Below are 11,579 nucleotides of genomic sequence, written 5' to 3' on the forward strand. Positions count from 1 at the left end.
GATGAGCGAAGACGGCAAGATCGATTACGCCGAGGTGATGCGGCGGCTGCCGCACCGTTACCCCTTCCTGCTGGTGGACAAGGCCGAGGCCTTCGTGCCCCGCACCTCGATCGTGGGGATCAAGAACGTCACCCACAACGAACCCTTCTTTCAGGGCCATTTCCCCATCGATCCGGTCATGCCGGGCGTGCTGATCGTCGAGGCCATGGCCCAGACGGGCGCCCTGCTGATGTCCAAGACCCTGGACGTCGCTGTGGCCGACAAGGTCATCATGTTCATGTCCATCGACGGCGTGCGCTTCAGGAAACCGGCGCGGCCGGGCGACCAGCTGCGGATGGAGGTCAAGGTGATCAAGGCGCGCGGCGACGCCTACAAGTTCCGGGGCGAGACCTTCATCGACGGCAAACTGGCGGCCGAGGCCGAATTCATGGCCATGGTCGTGACCGTGCCCACTCCAGCGACAGAGCCCGCCGCCTGATGACCATTCACCCGACCGCCCTGATCGACGCCACGGCGACCCTCGCCGACGGGGTCCAGGTCGGGCCCTGGTGCACCGTCGGGCCGAACGTGGTTCTGGCTGAGAACGTGCGCCTGGTCAGCCATGTGGTGGTTCAGCAGGATACGACCGTGGGCGCGGGGACGGTGATCCATCCGTTCGCCGTCATCGGCGGCGACCCGCAGCACAACGGCTACAAGGGCGAGCCGGTGCGGCTGGAGATCGGCGAGAACAACCTGATCCGCGAGCATTGCACCTTCAATCGGGGCACGCCGCAGGGGACGGGCGTGACCGTCGTCGGGTCCAACAATCTGTTCATGACCGGCGCACACATCGGTCACGACTGCGTGGTCGGCAGCAATCTGGTCATGGCCAACAACGCCACCCTGGGCGGCCATGCTCATATCGGCGACAAGGTCTTCCTGGGCGGCCTGTGCGCCGTGCACCAGAACGGCCGTGTGGGGCAGGGGGCGATCATCGGCGGTCTGGCCGCCGTGACCCGCGACGTCATCCCTTACGGCTCGGCCTGGGGCAATCATGCGCGGCTGCGCGGGCTGAACCTGATCGGGCTGAAGCGCAAGGGCTATGGCAAGGACCAGGTGCGGCGGCTTCTGGCGGCCTATCGCGACCTGTTCGAGGGGCAGGGCGAGTTCGCCGGCCGGATCGAAGGCGTGGCCCAGGCCTATTCCGACCTGCCCGAGATCATGGAGATCATCGCCTTCATCCGCGACGGCGGGCGGCGTCCGCTGTGTCTGCCGAACGCGGAATGAGCCCTTCCGGAAAGCTGGGCCTGATCGCCGGCGGCGGCGACCTGCCGGCGGCGGTGGCGGCGCGGTGCGACGCCGAGGGGCGGCCGGTCTTCATCATCCGTCTGGCCGGGTTCGCCGACCCCCATCTGACCCGCTGGCCGGGCGCCGAGTTCGGCATGGCCCAGATCGGCGCCATACTGAAGGCGCTGAAGGCCGAGGCCTGCACGACGGTCTGTCTGGCGGGTATCGTCAACCGACCCGATTTCAAGAGCTTGAAGCCGGACTTCAAGGGCGCGACCCTGCTGCCGGGGATCGTCGCTGCGGCGACGCAAGGCGACGACGCCCTGTTGCGCAAGATCCTCTCGATCTTCGAGGCCGAAGGGTTCGCGGTCGAAGGCGCTGATGACATCCTGGGCGGCGAAACCCTGGCGTCGGGGGCTTCGGGCGCGGTTTCGCCGACGCCTGACCAGATCGCCGATCTGAAGAAGGCGCTGTACGTCGCCGAGAAGTCTGGCGAACTGGATATCGGCCAGGGCGCGGTCGTCTGCGACGGGCTGGTGCTGGCGGTCGAGGCCCAGGAGGGCACAGACGCCATGTTGCACCGGGTGGCGGGCCTGCCGGCCGATCTCCGCGGTTCCCCGGCGGCCCCCAAGGGGGCGCTGGGCAAGGCGCCCAAGCCCATCCAGGACCTGCGTGTGGACATGCCGGTGATCGGGCCGCGCACGGTCGAGCTGGCGGCGGCGGCGGGTCTGGCGGGCATCGCCGGCGTGACCGGGCGGCTGATCCTGATCGACCGGTCGGCTATAGTGGCGGCAGCGGACCGGCTGGGTCTGTTCGTCTGGGGTGAAGACCGATGAGCCGTCCGTTGAAGATCATGCTGGTCGCGGCCGAGGCCTCGGGCGATGCGCTCGGCGCCGGCCTGGCCCAGGCCCTCAGGAACCGTCTGGGCGAGGCGGTGAGCTTCGTCGGCGTCGGCGGCCCCCGTATGGCGGCGGAGGGCGTCGTCAGTCCGTTTGATATCGCCGAACTGTCGATCCTGGGCTGGATCGAGGGCCTGCGCGCCTATGGCATGGTCCGGCGCCGGGTTCGGGAGACGGCGGCCCTGGCCGCGCGCGAACAGCCGGACGCGGTGGTGCTGATCGACAGCTGGGGCTTCACCATCCGGGTGGCCGAGGCGATCCGCGCCGCCCGGCCGGACGTGCCCCTGATCAAATATGTCGGCCCTCAGGTCTGGGCGTCGCGCCCCAGTCGGGCCAAGACCCTGGCGGGGGCCGTGGATCACCTGCTGGCGCTGTACGGCTTCGATGCGCCCTGGTTCGAGCGTGCAGGCCTGCCCACGACTGTCGTCGGCTCTTCGGCCCTGCATGTGGATATGGACAGCGCGGACGGCGCCGCCTTCCGCGCACGGCGGGGAATCGCCGCCGATGCAAAACTGCTGCTGATCCTGCCGGGCAGTCGGCCCGCCGAGATCGCGCGCATGACGCCCGTCTATGAGACCACGATCCGCAGGTTGAAGGCCGCCGATCCTGGTCTGGCTGTGGCCGTGGTGGCTGCGGGCACCGTGGCCAAGGATGTCACCAGCCGCGTCGCCGCCTGGCCCTTTCGGGTCCATCTGGTCGATGAGGCCGAGAAATATGACGCCATGCGGGCCGCGACGGTCGCCCTTGCCACAAGCGGAACGGTCTCGACCGAACTGGCGCTGGCCGGAACGCCGATGGTCATCGCCTATCGGATCGGCGCGCTCAGCTATGAGCTGATGAAGCGGGTGGTGACGGCGAAACACATCACCCTGTTCAATATCGCCGCCGACGAGCGCATCGCGCCCGAGTTCATCCAGAACGAAGCGTCGCCGGATATCCTGGCGCCTGCGGTCCAACGGCTTCTGGCCGACCATGAGGCGGCGGCCGATCAGGCACGGCGTCAGACCGCGGCGCTGGATCGGATGGGCCGCGGCGGCCCGGATCCGTCGGCCCTGGCCGCTGACGCGGTCTTGCAAGTCATTGAAGCCAAGCGGGGCGGCTGATCTCGGGTCGGCCGCCCCACAAACAACAACGCCGGGGATGTCTCCCCGGCGTCTTGCATTTCAGACCTGTGGCTGTCGATCAGCCGCGCTGGTCGATCGCCACATAATCGCGTTGGGTCGGGCCCGTGTAGAGCTGGCGCGGACGGCCGATCTTCTGCGACGGATCCGCCATCATTTCCTGCCACTGGGCGATCCAGCCCACGGTGCGGGCCAGGGCGAACAGGACCGTGAACATAGTGGTTGGGAAGCCCATGGCCGACAGGGTGATGCCTGAATAGAAGTCGACGTTCGGGAACAGCTTGCGCGAGGTGAAGTATTCGTCCGACAGGGCGACCTTCTCCAGCTCCTTGGCGACCAGGAACAGCGGGTCGTTCTCGCGGCCCGTCGCGGCCAGGACCTCATAGGCCGACTGCTGCATGACCTTGGCGCGCGGGTCGTAGTTCTTGTACACGCGGTGACCGAAGCCCATCAGTTTGTACTTGCGGTCCTTCACGCCCTGGATGAACTCGGGAATCTTGTCGGGCGTGCCGATTTCCTTGAGCATGTTGAGCGCCTCTTCATTGGCGCCGCCGTGCGACGGGCCCCACAGGCAGGCGATGCCGGCGGCGATACAGGCGAACGGATTGGCGCCCGACGAACCGGCCAGGCGGACGGTCGAGGTCGAGGCGTTCTGCTCGTGGTCGGCGTGCAGGGTGAAGATGCGGTCCATGGCGCGAACCAGGGCCGGATCGACGTGATAGTCCTCGGCCGGCACGGCGAAGCACATGCGCAGGAAGTTCTCGGCGTAGGACAGGTCGTTGCGCGGCGAGATGAACGGCTGGCCGACGTGGTACTTGTAGGCGCGGGCCGCGATGGTCGGCATCTTGGCGATCAGGCGGATGGCCGAGATGTCGCGCTGGACCGGATCATGGATGTCCAGGCTGTCATGATAGAAGGCCGACAGGGCCCCCACGGTGCCGACCATGATCGCCATGGGATGGGCGTCGCGCCGGAAGCCCTCGAAGAAGCGATCGAACTGGGCGTGCAGCATCGTGTGCATGGTGATGCTGTTTTCGAACTTTTCGTACTGCGCCGCAGTCGGCAGTTCGCCGTGCAGCAGCAGGTGGCAGACCTCCACGAAATTCGACTTCGACGCCAACTGGTCGATCGGGTAGCCGCGGTGCAGAAGCACGCCGGCGTCGCCGTCGATATAGGTCAGGGCTGACTCGCACGCGGCGGTGGAGGTGAAGCCCGGGTCGAAGGTGAAGGCGCCCGTACCCGCGTACATCTTGCGGATATCGATGACATCCGGGCCGGTGGAGCCCGAAAGGACCGGAAGCTCGATGGTCTTGCCCTCGAAGGACAGGGTCGCCGAGCCGGCGGTTTTGGCTTGTTCAGTCATGAATGCCCCTTTGCATCACACGTCCAGGCGCGGGGAGGCGTCGGCCGCTTTTTTGGTTGTGGGTGATCACTTAGTCTGTTGCAGCGCATCATCCAAGCGCCCGAGACTTTCGTCGCGCCCAAGAGCGGACAAAGTTCGTGCGATATCGGGTGAAGTTGACCCTGCGGTAAGTGCTGTTCGCACCGCCGGACCGATCTTGCCGAAGCCGACCTCTTCGGATTCGGCGAAGCTCTTGAGCTCGGCTTCCAGGGCGAAGACATCCCAGGACTGGAACAACGTCAGCCGGTCCCGCAGACGGCCGAGGCGGTCCAGGGTTTCGCCCGAGAGCAGGGCGCGCGCCTTGTCATCCAGCGCAAGGGGGCGGCTCTTCAGCACGAATTCGGTCTGGTCGGCCAGGTCCAGCATGGTCTTGGCGCGGTCCTTGACGAAGGGCATGGCGCGCTGGAGCTTGGCCTCGTCGTCTTCGGCGATCACGCGACCGCGTTGCAGGTGGACATCCAGGGTCAGCTTGGCGAGGCGTTCGTCCGCCGCGAGACGCAGCCAGTGGGAATTGACGTGGGCCAGCTTGTCGAAATCGAGCCGGGCCGGGGCCTTGCCGATGCCGGCCAGGTCGAACCATTCCACCGCCTGTGCGTCGCTGAACAGTTCGTCGTCGCCATGGGCCCAGCCCAGCCGGGTCAGATAGTTGCGCATGGCCTCGGGAAGATAGCCCATTTCGGCGTATTCATGGACCGCCTGGGCGCCGTGGCGCTTCGACAGTTTGGCGCCGTCGGGGCCGTGAATCAGCGGGATGTGGGCGAAGGTCGGCCGGATCCAGCCCAGGGCGTCGTAGATCAGGCTCTGGCGTGCGGCGTTGTTCAGGTGGTCATCGCCACGAATGACGTGGGTCACGCCCATGTCGTGGTCGTCGACGACCACCGCCAGATTATAGGTGGGGGCGCCGTCGGTGCGCAGAAGGACCAGGTCGTCGAGGTCGTTCGTCGACCAACTGACCGTACCCTGAACCTCGTCCGCCACGGTGACGGTCGTGGACTGGGGGCGCCGAAAACGCACGACGTGAGGCAGGGCCAGGTCGTCGACAGTCGGCGCGCGGTCGCGCCACGGCGACTCGAATGCGCGTCGTTCGGCCTTGGCGGCGTCCCGCAGTCGGCCGGTTTCCTCGGCCGTGGTGAAATCGCGATAGGCGTGGCCGGTCTCAAGCAACTGGTCCACCACCTCGCGGTGGCGGTCGGCGCGGCTGTACTGGAAGACCGGTTCCTCGTCGGCGAACAGCTCCAACCAGCTCAGACCGTCGAAGATGGCCTTGACCGCATCGTCGGTGGACCGCTCGCGGTCCGTGTCCTCGATGCGGATCAGGAAACGCCCTGCGTGTCGTTTGGCATACAGCCAGTTGAACAAGGCGGTTCTCGCCCCGCCGATATGCAGATAGCCTGTCGGCGAGGGGGCGAAGCGCGTGACGACAGTCGAGGAAGGTGAGGTCATGGGGGAAGGGTCCGTAAGCGAGGCCCTTATACGCCCCGAGACGACAAAGCCTACCCCCGGCGCGCGATTGCGGGTCTGGCTGGCCGACGAGGCGGCGGCGCAGACGCTGAGATGGCGGCTGTGGGCGCCGGTGGCCTTCGGCGGGGGTGGGGCGATCTATTTCGCGCTTCGGTCGGAGCCGGCCTTGTGGCCGCTGCTGTTGATGGCGGCGATCGCCGGCGCGGGCTGGATAGCGGCGCGACGACGGGGATGGGCGCGGCGCCTGACCTGGCCCCTGATGATCCTGGCCTGTCTGGCCGGCGGGCTGGCGGCGGCCAAGATTCGCACGGAGATGGTGACGGCGCCCATCGCTCCAGCCCTGGGTGAAGCGACAGTGATCGAGGCCTGGGTGGTGGATGTGGACAGCCCCGGCGAAAGAGGGGCGAGGATCGTGGTCGCGCCGGTCTGGATTCGGGGGCTGGCGCCGGATCAGACGCCGGTGCGGCTCAGGGCCACGGTGCGGGGCGATCCGCCCCGGCCCGGCGAGGCGGTCCGTCTGTTCGCCATTCTCAATCCGCCGCCCGCGCCGGCCAGCCCCGGCGCCTATGACTTCGGCCGCAACGCCTTTTTCCAGGGCATGGGCGGGATCGCCTTCGTTCTGGGGGAGACGCGACGGCTCGATCTGCCGTCGGCGCCGTGGCGGCTGCGCCTGGAAATGGCTGTGAACAGCGCCCGCTATGCTCTGGCCGAAAGGATCGTGGCGCGGTTGGGCGAACGGACGGGCGGGATCGCCGCCGCCATGACCACCAGCCATGAGGCCTGGATCAGCCAGGCGGACATGGATGTGATGCGGGATTCGGGGTTGGCGCACATCCTTTCGGTCTCGGGCCTGCACATGGCCATCGTCGGCGGCTTTGTCTTCTTTGGGGCGCGGCTGGGCGTTGCGGCCTGGCCGTGGCTGGCGTTGCGGGTTCCGGGCAAGAAGGTCGCGGCCCTGGCCGGATTGACGGCGGTCGGCGCCTATCTGGTCGTGTCCGGCGCGCCGCCCCCGGCCGAGCGGGCGGCGATCACCGCCTCCATCGCCTTTCTGGCCATTCTTCTGGATCGGCAGGCGGTGACGATGCACGGCCTGGCCGTGGCGGCCTTTGTGGTGTTGGCCATCCAGCCCGAGGCCATCGTCACGCCCGGCTTTCAGATGTCCTTTGCGGCTACGGCGGCCCTGGTGGCCCTGGTCGAGGCCTGGCCGCAGCGGGTGCGAGAGATTTCGGCGCCCTGGCCGATCGTGGCGGCGCAGAGGTTCGGCGGCTGGATGACGGCGGCGGTGGCGGCCAGCGTCGTGGCGGGACTGGCGACGGGGCCGTTCGCCATGCAGCATTTCAACCGCACGGCCATGTACGGGCTTCTGGCCAATCTGGGCACGGCGCCGGTGGCGGACTTCATTCTAATGCCGGCTCTGGCCCTGGGGGCGGCGCTGGAGCCTCTGGGTCTGGGCGGGCCCTTCCTGGCGGTGGCGGGATGGGGCGTCGATCTGATGCTGGCGATCGGGGGCTGGACCGCAGGCCTGCCGGGCGCGGTGCGGACGGTGGCCAGCGCGCCGGACTATGTTCTGCCGATCGCCTTTCTGGGGGTGTTGTTCGTCTGTCTGTGGCAGGGGCGGCTGAGGTGGCTGGGCCTGCCGCTGGCCGCGGCGGTTCTGGTCTGGCCCAGGGCGCCGACGCCGGATCTCTGGATCGGGGACGGCGGGACGAACGCCGCCTTTCATCACCAGGCCCAGGCGGTTGTGATCCGACCCGGCGTGCGCGCTTTCGCCGTCGATCTGTGGTCGCGGCGGCGGGGCCTGACGACGGCGGATCGGCCGGAGACAGGCTGGACGTGCGACCGATCTTCCTGTCGGCCGGAATCACTCGAAGCCGGGCCGGTCGCCCTGTGGTGGGGGCGCGAGGCCCCGGATGCGGAGAAGATGGCGGCCCTGTGCCGGGCTGCATCCGTCGTCAGCGTGAGGACGGCGGTCGTCGCGCTGCCAGCCTCATGCGACGGCCGTCTCGTGCTCGACGGCGTCGATTTCACGCGCGGCGGGGCGGTGGAGTTGTGGCGTGACGGATCGGCCGGCGCGAACCGCTGGCGAGCGGTCTGGACGGCCGACGCGCGCGGGGATCGACCCTGGGCGCGTCAGCCGGATCCGGATCTCAGTGATAACGGCGCATGAGGCCGACCAGCTTGCCCTGAACCTCGACCTGGTCGGGGCCGAAGATGCGGGTCTCATAGTGGCGGTTGGCGGGTTCCAGGGCGATGGAGCCGCCCTTGCGGCGCAGACGCTTCAATGTCGCCTCTTCGCCTTCGACCAGAGCCACCACGATCTCGCCGTTGTTCGCCGTGTCGCCGCGACGGATGACCACCAGGTCGCCGTTCAGGATGCCGGCCTCGATCATCGAGTCGCCCTCGATCTCGAGGATGTAATGGTCGCCTTTGCCCAGCATGGATTCGGGCACCGACATGCGCTCCTGCTCGTGCTGGATGGCGGCGATAGGGGTGCCGGCGGCGATCTTGCCCAGCAGGGGCAGTTCGCGCGTGTCGTTGGCGGCGGATGCCGCTGCGGGGCGGGAAGCGCCCCCGCCGCCCTCGATGACGTCGGGTTTGAACCCAGCCCGGCCGCGCGGGGCGCCGGCGGTGGCCTGTTCAGGCAGTTTGGTCACTTCAAGAGCGCGGGCGCGGTGGGCGAGGCGGCGGATGAAGCCGCGCTCCTCCAGCGCCGTGATCAGCCGGTGAATGCCCGACTTGGACGCCAGATCCAGCGCCTCCTTCATCTCGTCGAACGAGGGGGAGACGCCGGTCTCCTGAATCCGTTCGTGGATGAACATCAGCAGTTCGTGCTGCTTGCGCGTGAGCATCGCCGGGCCCTCATAGGCCCTTCCCTCGAATCGGAACGGGCCGTGAACATTGACGATGTTCTGTAAGTGTTCCTTCCTAATGTCAACTTAACGGCGTCGCTTCACCACGCGCGTCGGGTTGAATCAGGCGGCCAGCAGCTTGCGGGTCGCGGCCTCAACGTCGGCCTGACGCATCAGGCTTTCGCCGACCAGAATAGCCTGGGCATGGGCGTCGGACACGCGATCGACGTCCTCAGGGGTGAAGATGCCGCTCTCGGCGACCAGAAGGGCGCGCACGGGGCTGAGCATGGACAGGCGCTCGGTGACGTCCAGATCGACCTCGAAGGTGCGAAGCGACCGGTTGTTGATCCCCACCAGATCGCCGCCGAGAGCGCAGGCCCGCGCCATCTCGGCTTCGTCGTGGGTTTCGATCAGGGCGTCCATGCCGAACCGTTCAGCCTCGGCCAGCAGCTCGGCGGCCAGCCGGTCGTCGATCATGGCCAGGATGATCAGGATACAGTCGGCGCCCAGGGCCCGGCTTTCGGCCACCTGCCAGGGGTCGACCAGGAAGTCCTTGCGCAGGCAGGGCAGGGCCGTGGCGGTGCGGGCCTGGCCCAGATAGGCGTCGTCGCCCTGGAAGCTGGGTCCGTCGGTCAGGACCGACAGGCATGTGGCGCCGCCGGCCTCGTAAGCCATGGCGAGGGCGGCGGGGTCGAAGTCGGAACGGATCAGGCCCTTGGACGGGCTGGCCTTCTTGATCTCCGCGATCAGGGCGGGGCGGCCCGTTTCTTCGACGGTTCGGTCGAGGGCCGCACGGAAGCCGCGCGGCGCCGAGGCGGCCTGGGCCAGGGTCTCGATCGCGTGCTGGGAGGTCGCGGCCTTGCGGGCGGCGACATCCTCGCGCTTGTATGCGGCGATGCGGTCCAGGACGTCGGTCATGCGTTGTCTTCGGTATCCAGCGGCGTGGAGGTGATGCGGGCCAGACGCTCCAGCGCCTCGGCGGCCCGGCCGTCGTCAATGGCGGCGGCGGCGAGGACGGCGCCTTCAGTGAGGTCCGCCGCCCGATCCGATACCACGAGGGCGGCGGCGGCGTTCAGCAACACGATGTCGCGGTAAGGGCCCGTCTGACCCGCCAGCAGGGCGCGCAGGGCCGTGGCGTTCTCCTCGGCGTCGCCGCCGCGGATGGCGTCGATGGAGGCGCGAGGAAGACCGGCGTCCTCGGGCGTGACCTGGAAGCGGCGGACGGCGCCGTCCTTCCATTCCGCCACTTCGGTCGGGCCGGAGGTGGCCAGTTCGTCCAGGCCCTGGCCATGGACGGTCCAGGCGCGGGTGGCGCCCAGTCGGCCCAGGACTTCGACCAGGGGTTCGAGCAGGCGCGGGTCATAGACGCCCATGACCTGGCGTTTCGCCTGGGCCGGGTTGGACAGCGGGCCCAGCAGGTTGAAGACGGTGCGGAACCCGATCTCGGCCCGAACCGGACCGACATGGCGCATGGCGCCGTGATAGGCGGGCGCGAACAGGAAGCAGATGCCGGCCTCGTCCAGCGCCTTGCGCTGCTGATCCGGGGTGGCGGCCAGGTTGACGCCCAGGATCGAAAGGACGTCGGACGAGCCGGATTTCGAGGATATGGCCCGGTTGCCGTGCTTGGCGACCTTCAGGCCTGCGCCGGCCAGGACCAGGGCGGCTGCGGTGGAGATGTTGTAGGTGTGCTGGCCGTCGCCGCCGGTGCCGCAGGTGTCGATCACCTCGTACGGATGATCCAGCGTCAGGGCGGCGTCGCGCATGGCCTGGGCGAAGGCCGCGATCTCGTCGACGGTCTCGCCGCGGATCCGCAGGGCGGTGACGGCGGCCGCTACCTGGGACGGGGTCGGTTCGCCACGCAGGCAGGCGGCGAAGAAGTCGTGCGCCTGCTCGGACGTCAGGGGGTGGCCCTCGACCAGTCGGGCGAGGATCGGCTTGAACCCGTCAGCCATGATCAGGCGGCCGCGAGGCGCTTCACGCCGGCGATCTCGAGGAAGTTGGCCAGCATGTCGTGGCCGTGTTCGGTGGCGATGGATTCCGGGTGGAACTGGACGCCATGGATCGGGCGGCTGCGGTGCTGAAGCCCCATGATCTCGCCGTCGGCGGTCCAGCTGGTGACTTCCAGACAGTCGGGCAGGGTTTCGCGCTTCACCGCCAGCGAATGATAGCGGGTGGCGGTGAAGGGCGAGGGCAGGCCGGCGAAGACGCTCTTGCCGTCGTGCAGGATCGGCGAGGTCTTGCCGTGCATCAGGGTCTTGGCGCGGATCACGTCGCCGCCGAAGGCCTGGCCGATGGCCTGGTGGCCCAGACAGACGCCCAGGATCGGCATGGAGGCTGGGGCGCTCTCGATCAGGGGCAGGCAGATGCCGGCCTGATCGGGCGCACAGGGGCCGGGGGACAGCAGGACGGCGGCGGGGTTCAGCGCCCAGGCCTCGTCCGCCGTCAGGTCGTCGTTGCGCACCACGTGGGTCGGCGCGCCCAACTCCGCGAGGTAGTGGACGAGGTTGTAGGTAAAGCTGTCGTAGTTATCGACGACGAGGATCATGATCTGGCTTCTAGGCGTGACAAGCCGCCACGCCAA

The 11,579-nt window shown here is 68.3% G+C and carries 11 protein-coding genes; 5 read left to right on the plus strand and 6 right to left on the minus strand.

Annotated elements, in window-relative coordinates; all coding sequences use genetic code 11:
* Position 1 precedes the first annotated feature (1 nt).
* Genes fabZ through lpxB form a run of 4 tightly spaced genes read left to right on the plus strand, consistent with a single transcriptional unit; the run spans position 2 to position 3,268 of the window.
* A complete protein-coding gene (fabZ, locus tag GGR11_RS02095; RefSeq protein ID WP_183195191.1) occupies positions 2–478 on the plus strand; it encodes a 3-hydroxyacyl-ACP dehydratase FabZ in 477 nt (158 codons plus the stop codon).
* On the plus strand, positions 478–1,266 hold the full coding sequence (lpxA, locus tag GGR11_RS02100) for an acyl-ACP--UDP-N-acetylglucosamine O-acyltransferase (protein WP_183195192.1): 789 nt from the start codon (positions 478–480) through the stop codon (positions 1,264–1,266). Before fabZ ends, lpxA begins: the two co-directional genes overlap by 1 nt.
* A complete protein-coding gene (gene lpxI, locus GGR11_RS02105) occupies positions 1,263–2,102 on the plus strand; it encodes a UDP-2,3-diacylglucosamine diphosphatase (RefSeq protein ID WP_183195193.1) in 840 nt (279 codons plus the stop codon). The genes lpxA and lpxI overlap by 4 nt, the downstream gene beginning before the upstream one ends.
* The gene (gene lpxB, locus GGR11_RS02110) at positions 2,099–3,268 is read left to right on the plus strand and encodes a lipid-A-disaccharide synthase (protein ID WP_183195194.1); all 1,170 of its coding nucleotides are present in this window, start codon (positions 2,099–2,101) and stop codon (positions 3,266–3,268) included. Before lpxI ends, lpxB begins: the two co-directional genes overlap by 4 nt.
* Positions 3,269–3,347: 79 nt before the next feature.
* Here lpxB and gltA read toward each other — a convergent pair whose 3' ends face one another.
* Positions 3,348–4,649: a citrate synthase gene (gene gltA, locus GGR11_RS02115; RefSeq protein WP_183195195.1), complete on the minus strand. Its 1,302-nt coding sequence runs from the start codon at positions 4,647–4,649 to the stop codon at positions 3,348–3,350.
* Positions 4,650–4,715: 66 nt separating this feature from the next.
* A complete protein-coding gene (gltX, locus tag GGR11_RS02120) occupies positions 4,716–6,131 on the minus strand; it encodes a glutamate--tRNA ligase (protein WP_183195196.1) in 1,416 nt (471 codons plus the stop codon).
* On the opposite strand from gltX, the gene GGR11_RS02125 reads away from it, so the two are divergent.
* Positions 6,130–8,316, plus strand: a complete 2,187-nt coding sequence (locus GGR11_RS02125; RefSeq protein ID WP_246331487.1) for a ComEC/Rec2 family competence protein — start codon at positions 6,130–6,132, stop codon at positions 8,314–8,316. The two genes, gltX and GGR11_RS02125, sit on opposite strands and share 2 nt — an antisense overlap.
* Here GGR11_RS02125 and lexA read toward each other — a convergent pair.
* The 4 genes from lexA to GGR11_RS02145 all read right to left on the minus strand — a co-directional run bounded on the left by lexA (position 8,297) and on the right by GGR11_RS02145 (position 11,543).
* Entirely contained in the window at positions 8,297–8,998 is a 702-nt protein-coding gene (gene lexA / locus GGR11_RS02130) for a transcriptional repressor LexA (protein ID WP_183195197.1), read from the minus strand. The genes GGR11_RS02125 and lexA overlap by 20 nt on opposite strands.
* A 123-nt stretch (positions 8,999–9,121) precedes the next feature.
* Positions 9,122–9,916, minus strand: coding sequence for an indole-3-glycerol phosphate synthase TrpC (gene trpC / locus GGR11_RS02135; protein WP_183195198.1), 795 nt, complete (start codon positions 9,914–9,916; stop codon positions 9,122–9,124).
* A complete protein-coding gene (trpD, locus tag GGR11_RS02140) occupies positions 9,913–10,950 on the minus strand; it encodes an anthranilate phosphoribosyltransferase (RefSeq protein WP_183195199.1) in 1,038 nt (345 codons plus the stop codon). Before trpD ends, trpC begins: the two co-directional genes overlap by 4 nt.
* A 2-nt stretch (positions 10,951–10,952) precedes the next feature.
* Positions 10,953–11,543, minus strand: a complete 591-nt coding sequence (locus GGR11_RS02145; RefSeq protein ID WP_183195200.1) for an anthranilate synthase component II — start codon at positions 11,541–11,543, stop codon at positions 10,953–10,955.
* Positions 11,544–11,579: the final 36 nt, after the last annotated feature.

Source organism: Brevundimonas mediterranea (assembly GCF_014196125.1).
GTDB classification, from domain to species: Bacteria; Pseudomonadota; Alphaproteobacteria; order Caulobacterales; family Caulobacteraceae; genus Brevundimonas; species Brevundimonas mediterranea.

Bases quoted from the DNA above. Each gene is read 5' to 3' on its own strand.
- lpxI (WP_183195193.1), top strand. From the start codon at position 1,263: ATGAGCCCTTCCGGAAAGCTGGGCCTGATCGCCGGCGGCGGCGACCTG.
- lpxB (WP_183195194.1), top strand. From the start codon at position 2,099: ATGAGCCGTCCGTTGAAGATCATGCTGGTCGCGGCCGAGGCCTCGGGC.
- fabZ (WP_183195191.1), top strand. From the start codon at position 2: ATGAGCGAAGACGGCAAGATCGATTACGCCGAGGTGATGCGGCGGCTG.
- gltX (WP_183195196.1), bottom strand. From the start codon at position 6,131: ATGACCTCACCTTCCTCGACTGTCGTCACGCGCTTCGCCCCCTCGCCG.
- lexA (WP_183195197.1), bottom strand. From the start codon at position 8,998: ATGCTCACGCGCAAGCAGCACGAACTGCTGATGTTCATCCACGAACGG.
- GGR11_RS02145 (WP_183195200.1), bottom strand. From the start codon at position 11,543: ATGATCCTCGTCGTCGATAACTACGACAGCTTTACCTACAACCTCGTC.
- gltA (WP_183195195.1), bottom strand. From the start codon at position 4,649: ATGACTGAACAAGCCAAAACCGCCGGCTCGGCGACCCTGTCCTTCGAG.
- trpC (WP_183195198.1), bottom strand. From the start codon at position 9,916: ATGACCGACGTCCTGGACCGCATCGCCGCATACAAGCGCGAGGATGTC.
- lpxA (WP_183195192.1), top strand. From the start codon at position 478: ATGACCATTCACCCGACCGCCCTGATCGACGCCACGGCGACCCTCGCC.
- GGR11_RS02125 (WP_246331487.1), top strand. From the start codon at position 6,130: ATGGGGGAAGGGTCCGTAAGCGAGGCCCTTATACGCCCCGAGACGACA.
- trpD (WP_183195199.1), bottom strand. From the start codon at position 10,950: ATGGCTGACGGGTTCAAGCCGATCCTCGCCCGACTGGTCGAGGGCCAC.